General features: G+C 64.0%; 16 protein-coding genes. 6 read left to right on the top strand and 10 right to left on the bottom strand.

All coding sequences use genetic code 11. The annotated features are described in order from the left end of the window. Positions 1 to 22: 22 nt before the first annotated feature. From NHF53_RS16320 to NHF53_RS16360, 9 genes are all read right to left on the bottom strand, one after another. Positions 23 to 1,291 carry an extracellular solute-binding protein gene (locus NHF53_RS16320; RefSeq protein WP_252835188.1) on the bottom strand — a complete coding sequence of 423 codons (1,269 nt, stop codon included), beginning with the start codon at positions 1,289 to 1,291 and terminating at the stop codon, positions 23 to 25. Positions 1,292 to 1,425: 134 nt separating this feature from the next. Continuing rightward, positions 1,426 to 2,466: a LacI family DNA-binding transcriptional regulator gene (locus tag NHF53_RS16325; protein WP_252835189.1), complete on the bottom strand. Its 1,041-nt coding sequence runs from the start codon at positions 2,464 to 2,466 to the stop codon at positions 1,426 to 1,428. A 288-nt stretch (positions 2,467 to 2,754) separates the two neighbouring features. After that, positions 2,755 to 3,840, bottom strand: a complete 1,086-nt coding sequence (locus tag NHF53_RS16330; protein WP_252835190.1) for an ABC transporter ATP-binding protein — start codon at positions 3,838 to 3,840, stop codon at positions 2,755 to 2,757. A 9-nt stretch (positions 3,841 to 3,849) separates the two neighbouring features. Continuing rightward, positions 3,850 to 4,902 carry a carbohydrate ABC transporter permease gene (locus NHF53_RS16335; RefSeq protein WP_252835191.1) on the bottom strand — a complete coding sequence of 351 codons (1,053 nt, stop codon included), beginning with the start codon at positions 4,900 to 4,902 and terminating at the stop codon, positions 3,850 to 3,852. After that, a complete protein-coding gene (locus tag NHF53_RS16340) occupies positions 4,899 to 5,921 on the bottom strand; it encodes a carbohydrate ABC transporter permease (RefSeq protein WP_252835192.1) in 1,023 nt (340 codons plus the stop codon). Before NHF53_RS16340 ends, NHF53_RS16335 begins: the two co-directional genes overlap by 4 nt. A 132-nt stretch (positions 5,922 to 6,053) precedes the next feature. After that, on the bottom strand, positions 6,054 to 7,322 hold the full coding sequence (locus tag NHF53_RS16345) for an ABC transporter substrate-binding protein (protein ID WP_252835193.1): 1,269 nt from the start codon (positions 7,320 to 7,322) through the stop codon (positions 6,054 to 6,056). An 82-nt stretch (positions 7,323 to 7,404) separates the two neighbouring features. Then, positions 7,405 to 9,888: a hypothetical protein gene (locus tag NHF53_RS16350; protein ID WP_252835194.1), complete on the bottom strand. Its 2,484-nt coding sequence runs from the start codon at positions 9,886 to 9,888 to the stop codon at positions 7,405 to 7,407. Beyond that, entirely contained in the window at positions 9,885 to 10,721 is an 837-nt protein-coding gene (gene kduI / locus NHF53_RS16355; RefSeq protein ID WP_252835195.1) for a 5-dehydro-4-deoxy-D-glucuronate isomerase, read from the bottom strand. The genes NHF53_RS16350 and kduI overlap by 4 nt, the downstream gene beginning before the upstream one ends. Next, complete coding sequence (locus NHF53_RS16360; protein ID WP_252835196.1) at positions 10,718 to 11,818, bottom strand: glycoside hydrolase family 105 protein; 1,101 nt, start codon at positions 11,816 to 11,818, stop codon at positions 10,718 to 10,720. The genes kduI and NHF53_RS16360 overlap by 4 nt, the downstream gene beginning before the upstream one ends. 110 nt (positions 11,819 to 11,928) lie before the next feature. Here NHF53_RS16360 and NHF53_RS16365 point away from each other — a divergent pair, with 110 nt between their 5' ends. Next, a complete protein-coding gene (locus tag NHF53_RS16365) occupies positions 11,929 to 12,981 on the top strand; it encodes a LacI family DNA-binding transcriptional regulator (RefSeq protein ID WP_252835197.1) in 1,053 nt (350 codons plus the stop codon). 34 nt (positions 12,982 to 13,015) lie between these two features. On the opposite strand, the gene NHF53_RS16370 is transcribed toward NHF53_RS16365, so the two are convergent. Then, positions 13,016 to 13,771 (bottom strand): DeoR/GlpR family DNA-binding transcription regulator, encoded by a 756-nt coding sequence (locus NHF53_RS16370; RefSeq protein ID WP_252835198.1) that lies wholly within the window; start codon positions 13,769 to 13,771, stop codon positions 13,016 to 13,018. Positions 13,772 to 14,011: 240 nt separating this feature from the next. On the opposite strand from NHF53_RS16370, the gene NHF53_RS16375 reads away from it, so the two are divergent. The 5 genes from NHF53_RS16375 (at position 14,012) to NHF53_RS16395 (ending at position 21,479) form a co-directional block, all read left to right on the top strand. Beyond that, positions 14,012 to 14,977, top strand: coding sequence for an ABC transporter substrate-binding protein (locus tag NHF53_RS16375; protein ID WP_114363371.1), 966 nt, complete (start codon positions 14,012 to 14,014; stop codon positions 14,975 to 14,977). Positions 14,978 to 15,084: 107 nt separating this feature from the next. Beyond that, the gene (locus NHF53_RS16380; protein WP_252835199.1) at positions 15,085 to 16,101 is read left to right on the top strand and encodes a glycine betaine/L-proline ABC transporter ATP-binding protein; all 1,017 of its coding nucleotides are present in this window, start codon (positions 15,085 to 15,087) and stop codon (positions 16,099 to 16,101) included. Between the two features lie 4 nt (positions 16,102 to 16,105). Next, positions 16,106 to 18,136, top strand: coding sequence for a proline/glycine betaine ABC transporter permease (locus NHF53_RS16385; RefSeq protein ID WP_252835200.1), 2,031 nt, complete (start codon positions 16,106 to 16,108; stop codon positions 18,134 to 18,136). Further along, positions 18,133 to 19,041 carry a choline/ethanolamine kinase family protein gene (locus NHF53_RS16390; protein ID WP_252835201.1) on the top strand — a complete coding sequence of 303 codons (909 nt, stop codon included), beginning with the start codon at positions 18,133 to 18,135 and terminating at the stop codon, positions 19,039 to 19,041. Before NHF53_RS16385 ends, NHF53_RS16390 begins: the two co-directional genes overlap by 4 nt. After that, positions 19,038 to 21,479: an FAD-dependent oxidoreductase gene (locus NHF53_RS16395; protein WP_252835202.1), complete on the top strand. Its 2,442-nt coding sequence runs from the start codon at positions 19,038 to 19,040 to the stop codon at positions 21,477 to 21,479. Before NHF53_RS16390 ends, NHF53_RS16395 begins: the two co-directional genes overlap by 4 nt.

Consider the following 21,479-nt stretch of genomic DNA (forward strand, 5'->3'; position numbering starts at 1 on the left):
CCGCCGCCCACCGGGGGAGGGACTACTGGATCTGGCCCTCGGCCTGGCTCTGGATGGCCTTCAGGACCTCGTCCACGTCAGCGCCCTTGGCAAGGTCGGGAAGGTGGGCGGTGACCGCCGTGTCCACTTCATTGGTGAAGATGCCATAGTTGACGGAGGGAACCTTCGCCAGCCAGTCGGAGAAGTTCTGCCAGACCTTCTCTCCGCCGAAGAAGGCATCGGCCTCGCCGTAAGCCGGGCCCGTGCGGGCGGCAAGCAGCGAACCGACGGCGCCGCGTTCGGTCAGGATCTTCTGGTAGAAGTCGACGTCCTTGGCGTAGATCTCGTTGAGGAAGTCGATCGCTTCGTCCTTCTCGGCCGAACTGTCGATGACATACCAGCTGGAACCGCCGAGGTTGGAGGCGTTCGATGCGCCCTCGACGGTGAGTTTCGGAATGGGGGCAACGCCCCACTTGCCGGCCTGATCGGCCTGCGCCTTGACCGTGCCGGTGATCCAGACGCCGGTGGTGACCGTCGCGGCATCGCCGGAGGTGAAGGTGGAAACCCATTCCGTCCAGCCGGCGGCAGGCTTGTAGATATTGGCCTGCAGAATCTTCTGCTCGGTTTCGAGCGCAGCCTTCAGCGCGGCATTGCCTTCGATTGAGAGATTTCCGTCCTTGTCGAAATACCAGCTACCGGCCGACTGCATCAGGATGCGCACGAACCCGGCGTCATTGACGTCGAGGCCGAGCATCTTCTTGCCGGTCTTTGCCTCCACCGCCTTGCCGATCTCGATGAAGCGGTCCCAGGTGAGGTCCTGCATGTCCTCCGGCTTGAAGCCGGCCTGTTCGAGATAATCCTTGCGATAGTAAAGCCCGGTGACGCCGGAATCGAAGGGGACCCCGTAGACCGCGCCGTCGAGCGTCATCAGCTCGACCTTGTAGGGGGCAAAGCCGGAGTGGTCGATCTTGCCGGAAAGGGCGGCGAAGGCGCCGGGGAAGGACTGCAGGTATTTCTGTGCGCCGTAATCCTCGATCAGGACGATATCCGGTAGCGCGTCGGTGGTGCCGGAGGAGAGCGCCGTCTGGAGCTTCTGCTCCACGTCCGCCTTGGCGAAGTCGACCACGTTGAAGGTGGTCTCCGGGTGCTTTGCGGTGTAACGCGCGCCGGCTTCCTTCATGATCGCGACGTTGAAGTTCGGGTCCCAGCACCAGATGGTGATTTCGCCGGCGAAGGCTGCGGTGGATGCGAGAAGGCTCGCACCGGCGAGCGCGCCGGCCGCAAAGCGAGACAGAATCGTCCTGTTGTCCATTGTTTCCTCCCAAGAAACGCTAGCGGCAGGTTCCCTCTCTGCCGTCAGCGCAAGATTTACCGAAATCGGAGGACTGCGCAAGGAAAATTTAGTAAATATTTATCGCGATCGCGAATGACGCAAATCGCCCGGATTTACCGGGGCTTGCGGCAGCTGTCGCGCCAGATCAGTTCCGTCGCGATGCGCACCTGCTTCCCGTAACTGCGTCCGGAAAGGCGTTCGAGCAGCAGGTCGACGGCCGTCTCGCCGATATGCTCGCTGTGGATGCGAACGGTGGTGAGCGGCGGGGTGAGGAACTGGGCGACGGGAATGTCGTTGAACGAGACGACGGCGATGTCTTTCGGAATGGAAAGACCGGCTTCCTGGAATGCCCGGTAGGCGCCGATCGCCATGTTGTCGTTCGAGGTCACGATGACGTCCGGCCGCTGCGCCAGCGCCAGCAATTCGTGGGCAAGACGATAGCCCGTTTCGAGCCGCAGGCTCTGTCCTGTGGAACAGTCGGCGAGGGCGAGCAGGTCCGGCTCGAAAGTGCCGTTCTTTCTCTGCCAGTCGATATAGGCCGCACAACGCTTTTCGGCGAAGCGCTGTACGCTGTCGTTCAGTCTCTCATGACTGCCGATGAAGCCGATTCGGCTATAGCCGCCGGCCTTTAGGGCGTCGAGGATCTTCATCGTCGCGAGTTCCACGTCGGAGAAGACGCTGTCGAGTGCGTCGTCGTTCGGATCGAAATCGGCAAAGACGAGGTGTCGCGCGTGCTGCTTCAGCCAGGCAATCTCATGATCGGAATGCTTGCCGATGACGATGACGCCGGAAGCGCCCGCGAGCAATCCGGCCTCGGGAAGGGCGTCGGAGTGGAAGACCTTGACGATCTCGGTCCGGAGATCACGGCAGCGCGTCTCGATGCCGAGGCGCACGCCGATGTAGTAGGGGTCGGCAATTTCGTCGGACGGCTCAAGGAAGTGCACGATGACGAGCTTGGTGAGCAGGCTCGGTGCGGTCTGGCCGCTCGCCCTGTTGCGGTTGCGCGGCGTCTCGTAGTTCAGCGCCTCCGCCGTTTCGATGATCGCCTGCCGCTTGGCGGGGGAGATCGACAGGGCAGGGTCGTAATTCAGCACCCGCGACACGGTCGCGGAGGATACGCCCACGGCCTTGGCGATTTCCTTGATCGTTACCATTCCGTCATTCCGTCTTTTCAGGTGTCTTGATCAACCGTCGTCATGAGGAAGACTTCAAGATTGTTTAGTAAATATTTATCTCCCCGAAAGCAACGATGCGTTCGTCTGGCAGCGATGATGATGGGATTACAGCGTGTTACCCCAGCAGCCAAGAGATAAATTTCTCACAAGGTGGGGCTGGAAGGCGCTCGGGTCTTTGCCCGCGGCAGCCAGCGAACGGTATAGGGCCCGAAGACAGGGCGGTCGCGTCCCGGTGCCCGCACCGGAGACAGGAGGTTTGTGAAGCCGTCAGATAGCGTCCTGGAGGCGTAGCCCCGCTTCGCTGAAGAGATGGATCGGGGCGCTTGCGAAAGAGAGGTCGATCGTTGCCCCCGGTGCGAGGTCGTGCTGGCCGGGGGCGACGATGAGGATCTTTTGGCCCGCGAGGTTGGCATGGAACACCGTCTCGGCGCCGAGTGCCTCGACGAGCGTGAGCTTTGCAGAGAGGCTGCTCTCGCTGCGACCGAGCGTGATGTGTTGCGGTCGCACGCCGACTGTCACACCAGCCCCTGGCGTCCCCACGGGGCCGGCCGAGGGCAGTTCCAGCCGCTGACCACCGGCGAGGGAAATGACGGTCCGTCCGGGACCGGCTGCTTCGACGGTTCCGTCGAGGAAGTTCATGTGCGGTGAGCCGATGAAGCCGGCGACGAAGCGGTTTGCGGGGCGATTGTAGAGCTCGAGCGGCGTGCCGACCTGCTCGATGCGGCCGGCACGCAGCACGACGATACGGTCCGCGAGCGTCATCGCTTCGACCTGATCGTGCGTCACGTAGATCATCGTCGCCGAAAGCCGTGCGTGGAGCGCGGCAAGCTCGGCGCGAGTGGAACCGCGCAGCTCGGCGTCGAGGTTCGACAGCGGTTCGTCGAGCAGGAAGGCGACGGGGCGCCGGACGATGGCGCGGCCGATAGCGACACGCTGGCGCTGGCCGCCGGAAAGCTGGCCCGGGCGGCGATCGAGGTAGGCCTCGATTTCCAGCATGCGCGCGGCTTCGGTGATGCGCTCGGCGATCTCGGCTTTCGGCATGCGGGTATTTTCCAGCCCGAAGGCAAGGTTTTGCCGCACGCTCATGTGCGGATAGAGCGCATAGGACTGGAAGACCATGGCAAGGCCCCGATCGGCGGCGGACACGCTGTTGACGACCTTGCCGTCGATTGCGAGTTCTCCGCTCGACGGCCGGTCGAGACCGGCGATCATCCGCAGGAGGGTCGACTTGCCGCAGCCCGACGGGCCGACGAAGACGACGAACTCGCCGTCCGCGATCTCCAGGTTGATGTCGTGGATCACGTCGACGGCGCCGAACGACTTCTTCACGTTGGTGAGCCTGATATGTCCCATGATGCTCCCCTATTTCAGTCCGGTGCCGGCGATGCCGGTTGTGATGAAGCGCTGCAGAAAGATGAAGACCAGTACGACCGGGATCATGGTCACGACGGTCATGGCGAGGATGAAGTGCCATTGCACGTTCAGCTCGCCCGAATAGATGCTGAGGCCCACTTGAAGGGTGTAGAGTTCCTTGCGCGAGAGCACGATCAGCGGCCACAGGAAGTCGTTCCAGCGCCAGACGACGGAGAAGATCGCAAGCACCGCGAGTGCCGGCGCCGTCAGCGGCAGGATGATGCGCCAGTAGATCTGCCATTCCGACGCCTTGTCCATCCGCGCCGCGTCGACCAGTTCGTCCGGAATGGTCAGCATGTACTGGCGCAGGATGAAGACGCCTGTCGGGGTGGCGACCGTCGGCAGGATCACGCCCCAGAGACTGTTGAAGAGGCCGAGCGCAGAAACGATCGAATAGAGCGGCACCATGATGACCGAGAGCGGAACCATCAGCGTCGCCAGGATCAGCAGCATCGCAAGCGCCCGCCCGCGAAACTCGTATTTGCTGAGCGCGAAGGCGGCCATGGAATTAACGACGAGCGTGATGAGCGTCGCCGTGACCGTCACGAAGACGGAGTTCCAGAGATAGTGCACGAAGTCGAAATGGGTGAAGGGCTCGGTGTAGTTCGTCGTGGCGAACGACATTTCCCGCACCGGCCGCCGCTTGGCGATGTTGACCTTGATGATCTCGCCGGGCTTTGCCGGGTCGACCATCTGGCTGACGACGCCGATGCGGCGCACTTCCGCGAGTACCGCCGTGCTGCCATCTTCGAGTGTCGCCTCGTAGAGATCGAGGGGCTTGTCATAGCCCTCGACCGTCACCTTCTGGGTGACGTAGGGCAGGATGGTCGGCGGGAATTCGGCGAGTGCCGCCGGTGACTTGAAGGACGAGCCGACCAGCCAGACGGCCGGGCCGAACATGATGAAGAGCCCGCCGATCAGCCAGACCCAGGTGACCACGTCGGTCCAGTGCCAGCCCTTGCCGCCTCTCCGGCGCGTGAGGAAACGGATGATCCCGCTCATTTGCGGCCTCCCTTCTTCTCTCCGGAGCGGCCGAGGCCGAGCTGGACGAGCGTGAGGACCACGAGCACGGCGCCCATCAGGATCGAGGCGGCGGCGGCAAGGCCGGGATTGCGCAGCTGGGCGGCAAAGCCGGTCTCGTAGATGTATTGGGTGAGATAAAGCGTGCTCGTCCCGGGCCCTCCGCCGGTCAAGACATAGATCTCATCGAAGATCTGCACCGCGCGGATCAGCACGAGCACCACGACGACGAGAAGGTTCGGCATGAGGAGCGGCAGCGTGATGCGCCAGAAGGCACGCGCCGGTCGGGTGCCGTCCATTTCGGCGGCTTCGTAGAGGTCTTTCGGGATTGCCTGCAGGCCTGCGAGCAGGATCAGGGTGTAGAAGCCCATATGCGCCCAGATCGACACGCCGATGGTGGCGGCGAAGGCCCAGTTGCGGTCGTTGAGCCAGACATAGGGATCGAAACCGAGGCCGTAGAGACCGAAATTGAGAAGGCCCTGTCGCTGGAGGATCCACTTCCAGATGAGGCCTACGACGACCGGCGACAAGAGGACGGGGAAGAAGAAGACTGCCCGCCAGAAGCTGCGCGCGGCAAGGTCGCGATTGAGGATCAGCGCCGTGACGAGCGAGACCAAGATCATCAGCGTGACCTGAAGCACGACGAACGTGGCTGTGTTCCAGACCGCTGTCCAGAAGGTGTCCTCGACGCAACTGCCCGGATCGAGATAGCTCCCGCAGTCGAAGAGGCGCGAATACTGGTCTGTGCCGACGAAGGTGCGGTCGGGCAGGAAGAGCGCCGTGCCGCCGGTCATCGAATAGGCGAAGTTGATGAAGAAGGGCAGCAGCACGAAGATGCCGAAGATCAGCATGTTCGGCATCAGGAAGAAGGCCGCCATCCCGCCAGTTCCGGCAACACGTTGCAGCCAGCGCAGCGGCGTGTCGAGAATGCCCATGACGACGTGGACCGGCGCCGTGACGATCGCGCCCAGGCCGGCTCTACCGGTATCGTGCGTTCTCATGCCTCTCCTCCCAAGCCGGCCGTAGATACCCGTCCGGCGCGGACGAATGTCCCCTGCGGCGCGCAGCGGGGCAAGCCCCCGCCGCGACCGGCATCGTTTGGCCGTGGCAAGTTTGCCGACGGCGCTACGGTCTTACAGGCCGGAATCCTTCACCTTGGCTGCGATATCCGCATCAATGCGGGTGAAGGCCTCGTCGACGGACATCTCACCGGCGGCTGCCTGGCTGACGCGCGTGACGAGCGCACCGTAGAAGGTGTCGGACCAGAACCAGCCCGGCAGCTTCTGGGCAAGCTCGGAGAGCGAACCCGTCGCCGAGACGAAGGTATTGAGGGCTTCCTTCGCCTGTGCGTCGTCGGTCTTGAAGTCCAGGCCCTTGGCGAGCAGTCCCTTATGGGCTGGCAGGAACAGCGTGCGTTCGGAGAACTCCTTCACGATGTCCTCGCGGGCGAGATAGTCCATGACCTTCGCCACTTCCTTCGGGTTCTTCGTGTACTTGATCGCCACGAGGCCGGCACCACCGGGCATGCCTGTGCAATTGGCCGGGCCGCAGGGACTGCCGGTCGCGACCCAGTCGAAGTTCGAACCGATCTTGGTGGAGAAATTCGGCACCTGCCAGGAGCCGGAATAGTAATAGACGAGTTGCCCGTTGATGAAGTCGTCGGCGGCCGCACGGTAGGTGGAGCCGGCTGCCGAGACCCAGACGTCCTTGCCCATCGTGCCGTCCTCGACCCAGCCGACGAACTTCGTCAAGAAGTCCTTGGCGCCCTGGTCGAGGGCAGCCGGCTTGCCGTCAGCGCCGACATAATTGCCGCCATAGGAGAGGATGGGACCGGTCAGGCGATGGCCGGAACGGTCGAGCGCCATGGCGAAGGGCACCTGCTGGCTTTCGGCCACCTGCTTGGCGGCCTTCGCCCAGTCGTCCCAGGTCGCGTCCTTGCCGGGGATGGCGACGCCCGCCTGATCGAACAGCGTCTTGTTGGCAAAGCCACCGGTGAGCGTGATCTGCGTCATGAAGCCGGAGATCTGGTTGGAACCGTCCGGCCGCATCCAGTCGGCCTGCGCGCCGAAATTCTCGTCCCAGTAGGCTGGATCAGCAACGAGCGGGCGGAGATCGAGCCAGTGCTGGCTCTGTGCCTTCAGGTTCGTCACGCGGGCGATGTCCGGACCCGAGCCCGCTTCGAGCTGGACGGGAAGCTGTTCGCGCACGACACTGTAGGCGACATTGTCGAGGACGACGTTGATCCCCGGGTTCTCCTTCATGAAGCGGTCGAGCAGATCCTTCAGAACCTCGCCTTCGACGCCGTCCGAATACCACATGATGCGCACGTCGCCGGCGAGCGCCGACGTGGATGTCAGAAGCCCGACGGCGAGTGCCGCCAGAACGGTTCTTGTCTTCTTCATGGTCGTTCCTCCTCTCCACTCAGCGGGTCTCCCGCCCGCCATGTTCGAAACCCGCCAGCCTCATGCGGGCGGGGCATTCCGGCTAGCAAGCCGGGAGCATCGTCGCCGCACCGGCGACGGTGAATGTCTCGGGCACGATGGTGCGGCCCTCCGCTTCCGCGGAGCCGTCGGACCGGAAGCGCACGACGCCATATTCCGGGTCGTCGATGGTGAACGTGCCGTCCGCCTCTTCCCGGACCGCGAGGCCGGCGAAGCGCGCCTCGACGCTGGCGAGATCGGAGGCTTCGCTGACGCGGACGATCCATCGCGTATTGCGGCCGCGCTGACGCAGTTCCGCATCGGCTGACGGTCCCTCGACGACGCGCTCGAACGGCACACTACCGCGCAGGAGCACGGCGCCCTTGCCACTGCGGGCGACTGCGAGATTTCCCTCAACACGGCTCTCGTCGAACTCTGCGACGGGGAACCACGCATGCGTGAAGTCCACCTGTTCATCGACCGTTTGGAAATCGAGGACCGCAAGCCCGCGATACTGGTGGGTGCGCGGGACCGCGCCGCAGCCGCCCCAGTAGGACGGACGACCGTAGCCGAACTGGATTGTCTCGCCGGGATGATTGATCCAGATCGCCGCCTCCGGCCGCTCGCCGAGTCTCAGATGCAGCACGGTTTCCTGATAGCCCCAGTCGTGCCAGCGATAATGGGCAACCGAGCCCATGGCAAAGGCGCGGCTCTTGTAGTGATAGAGCGCGGCGAAGCGGTTCTCGCCCTGGGCGAAGCACCATTCCTGGTGCTCCTTGGAGTGATGGTTCGCAATGTCGGCGAGAGCCTCCGGCACGACGAGACCGTGGTCGCGCAGACAGACGGCGAGTTGCGGCAGGGCATGGACGCGCCGACCGTACCAGCCACGGCCCCAGAGCAGGCGCGCGACGCCGGAGAGTTCGAGCGACCGGCCGGCGCAAAGCGTATGCTCGTAGGATCGGCCCTGCGCGGCGGTCAGCATGCCGTGATGGGCCGAACGCGCGACGATCTCGCAGAGGCGGACGATGCCTTTCCGGGCGCGCGTCGCAATGTCCGCGTCGGGTGCGAGGGCGGCGAGTGCCGTCAGGCCCTTGAGGTCGATCGGGAAATAGGGGGCGGAGTTGAATTCCGCCATCTCCCAGGCCTCGAAATGATCGAGCCAGGCGCGCACCCGGGCAGCACCTACGGCGCGCTGGTCCACTCCCTTGCGTCCGGACCGGACGAAGACATTCTCAGGAAAGAGAGTGCCGGCGAGATAGGCCGAGGTGTGGAAGAGAAGCGCATGGTTCTCGGAAAAGTACCACTGCACGTCATTGCCCGGTTCGTCCATCCAGTAGCGGAAACCGAGGATGGCGCGGTCGATGCGCGCGCGGGTCGCTGTGCCGATATCCCCACCCCAGACGGTGCGCGACCAGATGAGCGGCACAAGAGAGAAATCGGCGCAGTCGTGGCAGTCCTCGATCGAGGGCAAAATCTCCTCGATCATCGCATCCGTGTCGGCACCGCCGCGGCCGCTTGCGAGCCGCGCGAAGGCGCGCACGGTGTCGCGCTCGGAATATTCGGAGATCTCGTCGAGTGTTTCCTCTATGCGGGCGGAGAGCGTTTCCGGCGCTTTGCCGTGCCGGGCGGCATGGCAAATCTCGACGCCGATCGACCGGGCGGCCACGAAACCGCTTGCGTTGAGCGTCACGCGGAAATGGCGGAAGTCGGCGGGCATTGCGCTCGACGGGCCGACGACGAGGCGGGTCTCGCCGGCCCTGAGCCGGAAATCGTAGTCGAAACGTTCGGTCGACATGAAGTCGCCTTCGACCGCGACTGCGACCTCGACGTCCATCGGCAAGGGTGAGCCGAAAATCAGCGTCATGTCGCCTTCGAAATAGGCCGGGCGATCGAAGTGCATTCCGTCGAGGGCGGTTTCCACCGCATCGGCCGCGGACGGCGCGCAGGGGACGGGCAGTGCGACCGCGGCCTTCGGACCCGACAAATAATCGAGCTGGATGAAATAGCGGGCATCGCGTTCGGCAAGGTCGTCGAAGAACAGGATGATCTCGTTGAGGCCTTCCTGAAGCGGAAGATCGAATTCCGCCTTGGCTTCGAGATTGCGGCTATAGGGCGCCATCCAGCCTGCTTCATCGCCGTTCAGCCAGAGCACGGCGCCGCCGCACGTGCCGAGACGAACCCTCGCCGTTCCCGCCGCTTCTGCCTCGATAAAGGTGCGTGCCCAGGTGGCAAGACGCGTCGGTCGGAACCAGAAGCCCGAAAGATCGAGCCGCGGCGAACCGAAGGGCAGCCACCAGCGGGTGGCCTCGAAGGCGCCGCGCACATCGGGACGGCTGCCGCGATAACGCTCGGCGAAGAGAGTGCGGCAGGGATACTCGTGCGGAATGAAGTTCTTGTGCTTGGTCAGGAAGAAGAAGGGGTCCATCTCGCCCTTCATCGGCTGGTCCGGTACGTCGAAACGCTCTTCGGCGACGGCACCGAGCTGCCAGTAGCGAATGGCCGCTCCGGCCGGCAGGTCTTTCTTCATATGGAAGGTCGTTTTCGTCATTTGAGATCAGCCACGGCTACGGGAGCGACGTCGTTGTATTCCTGGTTTTCGCCGGTCATGCCCCAGACGAAGGCGTAAGGTCCCGTACCGGCGCCCATGTGGATCGACCAGGCGGGGGAGAGGACCGCCTCGCCGTTCGCGACGATCAGGTGGCGGGTTTCCTCCGGCCGTCCCATCACGTGGATGACCCGGTCCTCCGGCGAGAGGTCGAAGTAGCAGTAGGCCTCCATCCGCCGTTCGTGCAGGTGCGGCGGCATGGTGTTCCAGGCGCTGCCCTCGGCAAGGTCGGTGATGCCCATGAGCAGCAGGCAGGACGGGGCGACCTCCGGATGGATGTACATCGCGAGCCGGCGCCTGTTCGAGCGGCGCACATCGCCGAGGTCGAGGGGCTTTGCTTCTCTGCGGGTGATCAGCCGGTGCGGGAAGTCGGCACCGGCGGGCACCGAATTCATGTAGAAACGGGCGGGTCTTTCGGCCGACAGGCTGGAGGCGGTCATCTGCCGGGCGCCGCGGCCGACATAAAGCACGTCGCGGTTTTCGAGCACGAAGCGTTGACCATCCACCTCGATTACGCCGGTACCGCCGAGATTGGCGATCCCCATTTCCCGGGCGGAGAGCAGATAGGGCGTGCCGATCTCCGCGCCGGAGCCGAAGCCAAGGCTCGTCGTCACCGGCACGGCACCGCCGAGGATGAGGCGATCGACATGGGTATATGTGAAATTGACCTGATCGTCCGCGAAAAGGTCGCTCAGCAGGAAGGCGTCACGCAGGCGCTGCGTGTCATACCCTTTCACGTCCTGCGGCCCGGCGCCGTAGAGTACCTTCATCATCATGCCGCCTGTCCCTCTGCTCCGACATGGTTGAGCGCCTCCGAAAGGCACAGGATCGCCAGCGCCTGGCCGTAGCCAGTCGGCTGGATCGGGATGTCCTTGTAGAACTGCAGGTCGTGACCCATGCGGGTACCGTAGGAAACGTTGAGGACGGTGCCGCTTTCGTCGATGTTGTGCATCACCGCCTCGAGCGCCCGAAGCCCGGCGCTTCGCCAGGCCGGTGTGCCGAGGCCGAGCCGATAGCCCTTCAGGAGTCCGTAGCCGATGCCGGCGGTCGCGGAAATCTCCTCGTAGGAGGTCGGGTCGTCGAGCAGTGTGCGCCAGGCGCCGGACGGCGCCTGAAGTCTGAGCAAGGTGTCGACTTGCGCTACCAGAACGCCTTCGAGGAAGCGTCGCACCGGCCGGCCGAGTTCGGCGAGGTCGAAAAGGTCGAGAATGCCGGCGGTGATCCAGGCATTGCCACGCGCCCAGCGGGCACGCGCGAAATTGTGCCGTCCCTCGAAGGTCCAGCCGTGGAACCAGAGGCCGGTCTGGGGATCGGCGAGGTAGCGTGTATGGACGAGAAACTGGAGCGACGCCTCGTCGACGAGTTCGCGCCGGCCGCTTGCCTGACCGTAGGAGGCGAGGAAGAGCGCCACCATGTAGAGCGTGTCGTCCCAGAGCTCGTTGTCGTTGATCCTGTCGGAGACGTGGTGCTCGAAGCCGCCTTCCGGTGTGCGGCCCATTTCGGAGAGCACGCGGTTCGCCCAAGTGTCGAGCACGGGCTGCCACCGCGGGTCGCGGGTTTTCGCCCAGAGAACCGAAAGGCCGAGCATCGGCGCGGTGGTGTTGACGTTGAGGCCCGGCAGGCCGCCGGCAATCTGGGAGGCGTACCAGTCCTCGACAAGTTTACGCAGATCGTCGCGGCCGGTCAGCAGCCACAGGCGCACGAGACCATAGAGGCCGACACCCTGCGGCCATTCCCAGCTGTCGAAGCTGATGTAGTCGCCGGCGGTACCGTCGAGGTTCGGCTCGTGAAAACGACCGCTGTGCTTGAGGCCGGTCATGCCGGCGACAAGGCGATCGAGTCCAGTGCGAATGTCATGGCCGGTCAGGCCCATGGTGCTCCTCCCTGCGGTCACCGATGGACGGATTTGACTCGATAATGCATGGTGATTTTTCTTGCGCAATCTGAAAATTTTTCTCATGTTGGCGCGGAGAGAGGTGAAACGTGACCGCAAAACCGCTCCCCGGCAAGCGGGGGAAGAAGAGCAGGAAGGTGCGACTGGAGGACATCGCCGAGCGCTGCGGTGTCTCGCTCAGCACGGTTTCGCGTGCGCTTGCAGGCGAGAAAGGCGTTCGGCCGGAGATCCGTCAGCAGATACTGGAGGCGGCGAAAACGGCGAACTACGTCGTGCCAACCGCCGTCGCGGGGCGGAAGGTCATTCTTGCGGCATCCAGCGCGGCGATGATCGACTATGTGCGCAACCAGTTCACGCTCTACGTGCTGGACGGATTGAAGGAGCGGGCGCAGGCGCTCGGGCTCGAGATCATCACGCGCCCCATCGCCGACAAGGCGGAGGAACTGACGCTTCTCGAAGAAGCGAGGGACGATCCGGAGATCCTCGGCCTCCTGTTCCTGACCGTTGACGACGAGGCGTTGCTTGCCGCCACGCGCGGCTTTCAGAAGCCGGTGATACTGTTGAACGGCGATGATCCGTTCATGCGCCTTTCGAGCGTCACGCCCTGCAACCGGTCGAGCGCGCGACTGGCCGCCGATCACTTGATCGGGCTTGGCCACCGCCGCATCCTCTTCCTCATGCGGCCGGGGCGCCGCACTATCGAGCGGCGTTACGAAGGCTGGCGCGACGCGCTGCTCCACCACGGTCTTGCCGCTGACCCGGACCTCGTCGTGCCGGTCGACGATTGGCTGCCGGAACTGGCCACCCAGGCGATCGTCTCACGCATCCGGGAGCGCGGGCTGGATTTCACCGCCGTTCTGGCGGCCGGCGACAGCCTCGCCGTCGGCGCAATGCTGGGTGTGCAGCAGATGGGCTATGCTGTGCCGCGCGATGTGTCGGTGATGGGGATGGACGACCTGCCGCAGGCAGCCTTCCTCAACCCGCCGCTGACGACCATGCACATTCCGATGCGGGAAATCGGTTCGGCCGCGCTCGACCTCTTGCGTGACAGCCTGTCCGGCATGCCGTTCCCGCCGCGCCGTCTGGAACTCGCCTGCCATCTTGTGGAACGGTCGTCGACGGCCAAGAGGGCGGCCGACTGAAGGGTCGTGAAGCAATCTCTACCTGGGTGCCCCCTCATGCCAGCAGCAGTTCGGCACCTGCCGCGGAAAGCGCTTCGGCGATGTCCGGCGGCGGCGCCTTGTCGGTCGCAAGCTCCGTGATCGCATCGAAGCCGCTCACCCTCACCAGCCCATCTCGCCCGAACTTGCTGTGGTCGGTCACCACCAGGGCGCGCTTGCCGCGCGTCAGAACCATGCGGGCGAACTCGGCTTCTTCCAGGTCGAAATCCATCATGCCGTCGGCGTTCACCGCCCCGGTTGAGATCACCGCGTGGGTGACGGCGAAGCGGCTGACGAATTCGATCGCGGTCGTGCCGAAGGCGGCGCCGTTGTCGCTACGCAGTTCTCCGCCCGCCATATAGACCTTGTTGTCGTTGACGGTCGCGAGCGTGCGGGCGATGTCCGAAGAGTTCGTGACGACCGTCAGGCGGCGATGGCCGAGCAGTTCACGTGCGAGAAAACTCGTCGTCGTGCCGGTATCCATCATGATGGAGTCACCGTCGCGAATGGTTGCGGCGACAGCCGCGGCGATCGCGCGTTTCGCGCCGCTGTTTTCGCGCATGCGCTTCTCGAACGGAGCCTCGCCGACGACCGAGGGAAGGCTGACCGCGCCGTGCAGCTTGATCACACTCCCGTTGCCGGCGAGCGGTTTGATGTCCCGGCGGATCGTCTCCAGCGAAACGTTGAGCTTTCGTGCAAGCTCGGCGACAGCGACCGTGCCGTCGCGTTCGAGCAGCCGAAGAATGTCCCTGTGCCTTTTCGAAGGAGCCATGATCCCAACCAGTCGTGCCGTACCGTCGTCATAGCGCAGCCGAGCCAACGCGGCAATCATCGGCCACAGAAACGGGCATAAAAACACAAAAAGCCACAAATTGGCGTTGACAAGCGATCTTGTCTGACATGAGATTGCTGCCATGCACTCCCGTCTCAAGATACGAAAAGTACGGGGAACGACGGTCGGGTGCCTTGCCAGTTCATCACTCTTTCAACGGGCTCTACCGGGAGAACTCGAATGCTTGATCTTGCGCGCCTGCCGCGGTTGTCCGCGGCCGTTCTTCTCTTGTCGGGCGTGGTCTTGGCCACGCCATCGATGGCACAGGAATCCACAGATCCGATCAAGTTGACCCTGCACGACTGGACCGGTCAGCTGATCACCACCAACATCATGGGCGAAGTGCTGAAGAAGGCCGGATATTCCGTGGAATATGTCCAGGCCGACTATCTCGCGCAGTTCGCCGGGCTGGAGACGGGAGACCTTCACGTCGCCATGGAAATCTGGGCGACCACCGGACAGGAGGCGCTCGATAACGCCGTTGCGACCGGCAAGGTCGAAAATCTCGGTGAGACCGGGATGCAGGCGAAGGAGGAGTGGTGGTTCCCGGAATACATGAAGGAAAAATGCCCCGGTCTGCCCAATTGGGAAGCTTTGAAGGAACCGGCCTGCGCAGAAGCCTTTTCCACGGCTGAGACTGCGCCGAAGGGCCGCTATCTCGGCGGCCCTGTTACCTGGGGTGGCTTCGACGACGAACGCGTCGAGGCTCTCGACCTGCCCTTCGAAGTCGTCCATGCCGGCACGGACGCCGCCCTCTTCGCGGAGCTCGAGAGCGCCTATCAGCGCCAGGCGCCGATCATGCTGTGGATCTACGCGCCGCATTGGGCGCCTGCCAAGTACAAGGGCGAGTGGGTCGAGTTCCCGGCCTACACGCCCGAATGTTACAACGACGCGAGCTGGGGTTCCAATCCCGACATGGCCTACGACTGCGGCAAGCCCTTCGGTCCGATCTGGAAGGCCGGCTGGGTGGGCGTGAAGGACAAGTGGCCAGGCGCGTACAAGGCGATCAAGGCCTTCAACGTCAACAACGACGAAATGGGTGCGATGATCACCGACGTCGATGTCAACGGCAAGAAGCTCGAAGACGTTGTGGCGGCCTGGATGGCCGCCAACGAGGCGCGTTGGTCCGAGTGGGTCAAGAAATAGGTCTCTCCGTTTCCGGCCACCCATGACCACCTTTGAACCTGGGTGGCCGGATCTTCGTCGCGACCGTCGAACGGCGCCAGTCGTCCATGCGAGCCAGCGGAACCCTCATGTCCCCTGAAGCCAAACTCGTCTGCCGTAATGTCTGGAAGATCTTCGGTGCAGGTGCGCGGGATGCCCTGCGCGCCGCTGGCGGAAAGCCGAGCATCGAAGACCTTGCAGAGGCAGGACTTGTCGGAGCCGTCCGCGACGTCAATCTCGAGGTGAAGAGCGGCGAGATTTTCGTCATCATGGGGCTCTCCGGCTCGGGAAAATCGACGCTTGTGCGGTGTCTGTCGCGACTGATCGAGCCGACCTCCGGCGAAATCCTGTTCAACGGCGAGAACCTGCTTGCGGCGAGCGATACCCGCATGATCGAGATCCGACGCCACCAGATGGGCATGGTCTTTCAGCACTTCGCGCTGCTGCCGCACCTGAGCGTTCTCGCCAATGTGGCCTTTCCTCTCGAAGTCCAGGGCGTCGAACGGTCGAAGCGCGAGGAGCGTGCCCGCAGGATGATCGAGCTTGTCGGGCTCGCCGGCAAGGAAAACGTCTTCCCCCGCCAGCTCTCCGGTGGCCAACAACAGCGGGTGGGAATTGCCCGTTCGCTCGCCGTCGAGCCGGAGCTCTGGTTCCTCGACGAGCCGTTTTCCGCGCTCGATCCGCTCATCCGCCGCGAGATGCAGGACGAGTTCATGCGCCTGCAGTCGGTCCTGAAGAAGACGATTGTCTTCATCACACATGATTTCGACGAGGCGATCAGGCTCGCCGACCGCATCGCCATCATGAAAGACGGTGAAGTGGTGCAATCCGGCACGCCGGAGGAACTGGTGCTCAATCCGGCGACCCCATACGTGGCCGAGTTCACCCGCAACGTCGCGCGCGCCAAGGTCGTCAAGGTTGGTTCGGTCATGCGACCCGAGTCAGATGCATCTGCCTCGGCAACCGTCGACGCGCGCACGACCATTGCCGAGGTGGCGCCCATGTTTGCCGGTGCCGGCAATTCGATCAGCGTCACGGGCCTGGACGGCGGGGTGATTGGCACCATCCACCGCGCCGACGTCGTCGAACTGATGATGCAGGGTTGACCCGATGTCCGCGCCGCTCTCATCGACAGAACCCCTGGCGCCCGGCCACGACCGGGCGGGTAGCCGAACGGGGGGTCGCCTTCCCGATCTGCTCCTCGCGCTCACCGCGATCGCCTCATTGATCGCCTGGTGGCTTGGGCCGGCTGTCGCCAAGTGGGCGTTCGACTATCCGAGGGCGTGGCAGATCCCCGCAGCGCGCTATATCGGGCGATGGACCAAGTGGCTGGTGGACGAGGCGAGCTTCGGGCTTTTTTCATTTACCGATCTCACCCGTTTCGTCGCGACGGTCATCGACATTCCCTACACGCTGGCGCTCAGCCTGCTGTCGACCGGATTTCTGTCCGGCCGGGGGTCGGCCGCGGTTCAGCTCGTGCCGCCGGTTTCCTTTCTCGGGGTCATCGTGCTCGTCGGCCTGATGGGCTATTACGCCGGTGGCCGAAAGCTCGCTGCGCTGGTCGTCTTCTGTTTCGCGTTTCTTGCCGTCTTCGGGCAGTGGAGCAGCGCCATGGTGACGCTTGCCTCGATCGTCGTGGCGGTGCCGATCGGCGTCGTGCTCGGCCTGCTGCTCGGCCTTGCCGGCTATCGCTGGCCACTGTTCGAGCGGGCTCTGACGCCGCTGCTCGACCTGATGCAGACGATCCCGATTTTCGCCTATCTCGTGCCGATCCTCTATTTCTTCGGCTTCGGCCCGACGGCGGCGATCGTCGGCACCCTGATCTATGCGATGCCGCCAATGGTGCGGATCACCATTCACGGGCTGAGGGCCGTGCCGTCGGAAATTCGCGATCTCGGGCACATGGTCGGCTGCTCCCGGCGACAGATGACATGGAAAGTCATGGTGCCTTCCGCCTCCGACGCGCTCATGGTCGGCGTCAACCAGGTCATCATGCTCTCGCTCAATATGGTGATCATTGCCTCGATGATCGGCGCCGGCGGTCTCGGCTTCGACGTCCTTGCGGCACTCCGCCGGCTCGACATCGGCGCGGGTCTGGAGGCGGGCTTTGCCATTGTCGCACTTGCCGTCGCACTCGACCGGTTGAGCCAGGCCTATGCGACAAAGGCAGGGGCGCCGTCGCCGGCCGTCACGGGCGGAAATGTCGTCGAGCGTCATCCTTATGTGGCGGCTGCGGTCGGCATTCTCGCGACAAGTCTCGTCGCCAGCGTCGTGGCGCCGGCTCTCGAGGCCTATCCCGAAGGCCTGGTGCTCTCGACTGGCGGCTTCTGGAACGACGTCGTGAAATGGATCAACCTCAACTTCTTCGATGCACTGGAGGCTCTCCGCACGACGTTGCTCCTCGGCCTTCTCGTTCCGGTGAAGCGCTTCCTCGGTGAATTGCCCTGGGTCGGCGTCGTGGCCCTGCTTGCGCTTGCCGGTTACCGGCTGGGCGGCCTTCGTCTGGCGTTGACGGCCGGCGTGCTCTCTTTCCTGATTGCCGCCACCGGCCAGTGGGAGAAGGCGATGGTCACCGTCTATCTCTGCGGCATCTCGGTCGTCATCGCGAGTCTGATCGGCATTCCCGTCGGCATTCTTGCGGCCGAGCGCGACCGGCTCTGGCGCTGGTTGCAGGTGGTGATCGACACGCTGCAGACGCTGCCCTCTTTCGTCTACCTGATGCCGGCCGTCATGCTGTTCCGCGTCGGCGACTTTACGGCGCTGATCGCCATCGTCGCCTACGCCGTCGCGCCGGCGATCCGCTACACGGTCCTCGGCCTCCAGCGCGTCGATCCGCGAGTGATCGAGGCGGGCAGGGCGATGGGCTGCACCCCCTCGCAGATCCTCGCCAAGATCAAGCTGAAGCTCGCGCTCCCCGAAATCATGCTCGGCCTCAACCAGACGATCATGTTTGCCCTCTCGATGCTCGTCATCACCGCGCTCGTGGGCACCCGTGATCTCGGTCAGGAGGTCTATATCGCCCTCACCAAGGCGGATACGGGGCGCGGCCTCGTCGCGGGGCTTGCGGTCGCCTTCATCGCCATCATCGCCGATCGCCTGATTTCGGCCGGCGCGGCACGGGTGAGGGAGCGGATCGCATGAGTGTACCGACGATGCCGCGTATGTCTGAGGACCGGATTGCCGATCTGCCATGCTGGAAAGGGGCGATCGAGATCGAGCCGCTGAAGGGTGGCCTGAGCAATGAGAGCTTCGTGGTGAAGGACGCCTCGGGCAGCCATGTCGTCCGCTTCGGTACCGACTATCCCTTCCACCATGTCTATCGTGACCGGGAACTGATGACGACGAGAGCGGCCCATGCGGCAGGGTTCGCGCCGCAGATTGAATATGCCGAGCCCGGTGTCACGGTGTCAGCGTTCCTCGACGCGAAGACCTTCTCCGCCGCTGATGTCGCCGCCGAACGGGAGCGCGTCGCGCGGCTGCTGCGCCGGTTCCACGAGGAGATGCCGCGCCACGTGTCGGGCGCCGGCTTCATGTTCTGGCCCTTTCACGTCATCCGCGATTATGCCCGCACGCTCGAGGCGGGCGGCAGCCGGATGATCCCGGAACTGGCACGCTATCTCTCGCTTGCCGAAGAACTGGAGGCCGTGCAGGCGCCACTGCCGATCGTCTTCGGCCACAACGACCTCCTGCCGTCGAACATCCTCGACGACGGCGAAAAGCTGTGGCTGATCGACTACGAATATGCCGGCTTCTCGACTGCCATGTTCGATCTCGCCGGCGCGACCTCGAACGCCGGGTTGACTGCGGAACAGTCGGGCGAGTTCCTCCGGACCTATTTCGGTGGCGAGCCTTCGCCGGACATCCGCCGTTCGCTCGCGGCCATGCAATGCGCCTCGCTGCTGCGCGAAGCGATGTGGAGCATGGTTTCCGAACTCTACCTCGAAGCGCCGGGCGCCGACTACGTCGGTTACACGGCCGAAAACCTCACGCGCCTTCAAGAAGCGCTCGATCATTATCAATCAGTCTACGGGAAACACTCGTCATGACCCTGCCATCCCATGCACAGATCGTCGTCATCGGCGGCGGCATCATCGGCTGCTCGACCGCCTACCACCTGGCCAAGGATCACAAGGCCGACGTGCTGTTGCTGGAGCAGGGGACGCTCACCTCCGGTTCGACCTGGCACGCCGCGGGCCTCGTCGGGCAGCTTCGATCCTCGGCCTCGATCACACGCGTGTTGAAATACTCGGTGGAGCTCTACAAGGGGCTGGAAGCGGAAACCGGACTTGCGACCGGCTGGAAGATGACGGGTTGCCTGCGCCTTGCCACCAACCAGGACCGCTGGACGGAGTTCAAGCGCCTCGCCACCACCGCCGGCAGCTTCGGCATGGACATGCATCTCATCTCACCGGAAGAGGTGAAGCGGATGTGGCCGCTGATGAATGTCGACGATCTCGTCGGCGCAAGCTGGCTGCCGACGGACGGGCAGGCGAGCCCCTCCGACATCACGCAGTCGCTTGCCAAGGGTGCGCGTATGCACGGCGCGAAAATCGCCGAAAACGTGCGTGTGACTGGCTTCGAGATGAAGGATGGCCGCATCGTCGCGGTGAAGACGACCGAGGGAGACGTCGCCTGCGAGAAAGTCGTCAACTGCGCCGGCCAGTGGGCGCGGCAGGTGGGCGACATGGCCGGCATCAACGTGCCTCTGCAGGCGGTGAAGCACCAGTACATCATCACCGAGAAGATCGAAGGCCTGTCGACCGATGCGCCGACGATCCGTGACCCGGATCGCCGCACCTATTTCAAGGAGGAAGTCGGCGGCCTCGTCATGGGCGGATATGAGCCCAATCCCCAGCCGTGGCTCACCGGCGACCTGCCGAACGACTGGGCCTTCCGTCTGTTCGACGACGACTTCGACCATTTCGAGCAGCACATGATGCAGGCCATGGAACGCGTTCCGGCGCTGGAGAATGTCGGCGTCAAGCAGATGATCAACGGTCCGGAGAGCTTTACCCCCGACGGCAACTTCGTCCTCGGCGTCGCACCCGAGTGCAAGAACATGTTCGTCGGCGCGGGCTTCAACGCCTTCGGCATCGCGTCGGGCGGCGGCGCCGGCTGGGTTCTGGCGCAATGGGTGATCGACGGCGAGGCGCCGCTCGATCTCTGGGTGGTCGACATCCGCCGCTTCGCCGGCATGCACCGCGATCGCCAGTGGGTGTGCGACCGAACGCTGGAAGCCTATGGAAAGCACTACACGATCGCTTATCCCCACGAAGAATACGAAAGCGGCCGCCCGCTTCTCGTCTCGCCGCTCTATGAGCGCCTGAAGAAACACGGCGCCGTGTTCGGCTCCAAGCTCGGCTGGGAGCGTCCCAACTGGTTCGCCCCGGCCGGTACGGAGCCGAATGACGTCTATTCGATGGGTCGCCAGAACTGGTTCGAACCGGTCGGCGACGAACACCGGCATGTGCGCGAGGCGGTCGGCGTGTTCGACCAGTCCTCCTTCTCGAAATACGAGCTTTCCGGTCCCGATGCCCTCAAGGCTCTCGACTGGATCTGCGCCAACGATGTCGCAAAACCGGTCGGCCGCCTGACCTATACGCAGCTTCTCAACACCCGCGGCGGCATCGAGGCGGACCTGACCGTTGCCCGCATCGCCGACGAGAAATTCTACATCGTCACCGGCACCGGCTTCCGCACCCATGACTTCGGCTGGATTGCGGACCATATTCCGGCCGGCCTCGACTGCGCGCTTGCCGATATCACCGAGGAATGGGGCACGCTCTCGCTGATGGGGCCGAAGGCGCGCGACGTACTCGCCGCCGTCACGTCTGCCGATGTCTCGAACGCGGCCTTCCCCTTCGGCCATGTCCGAGAGATTCCGATCGCCGGCGCGACCGTTCGGGCGCTGCGCGTCACCTATGTCGGCGAACTGGGGTGGGAGCTGCACATCCCGATCAGTGTGCTCGGCGAGGTCTACGACGCTCTGATGGTGGCAGGCAGCGACCACGGAATCCGCCCGATCGGCTACCGGGCATTGGAATCGCTGCGGCTCGAAAAGGGCTACCGCGCATGGAGCTCCGACATCACGCCGAACGACACGCCCTTCGAGGCCGGCCTCGGCTGGGCGGTGAAGCTGCGCAAGAACACCGATTTCCTCGGCCGACGCGCGCTCGAAGGTCTTGCCGGCAAACCGCCGAAGAAGCGGCTGATGGGCTTTACCGTCGATGATCAGAGCGTCGTTCTGGCCGGTCGCGAGACGATCTTGAGAAACGGCGAGCCGGTCGGTTACCTCACCAGCGGCGGCTACGGCTACACGATCGGGAAGAACATCGGCTACGGCTATGTCCGCAACGCCGACGGCGTCAGCGACGAGTACCTCAAGAGCGGCACTTACGAGCTCGTCGTCGCGGCCGAAAGAACGCCCGCGACCCTTCACTTCGGGCCGCTTTACGACCCGTCCATGGACAAGATCAAGGCTTGA

The organism is Ciceribacter sp. RN22, from assembly GCF_024054295.1.
Lineage (GTDB): Bacteria > Pseudomonadota > Alphaproteobacteria > Rhizobiales > Rhizobiaceae > Allorhizobium > Allorhizobium lividum.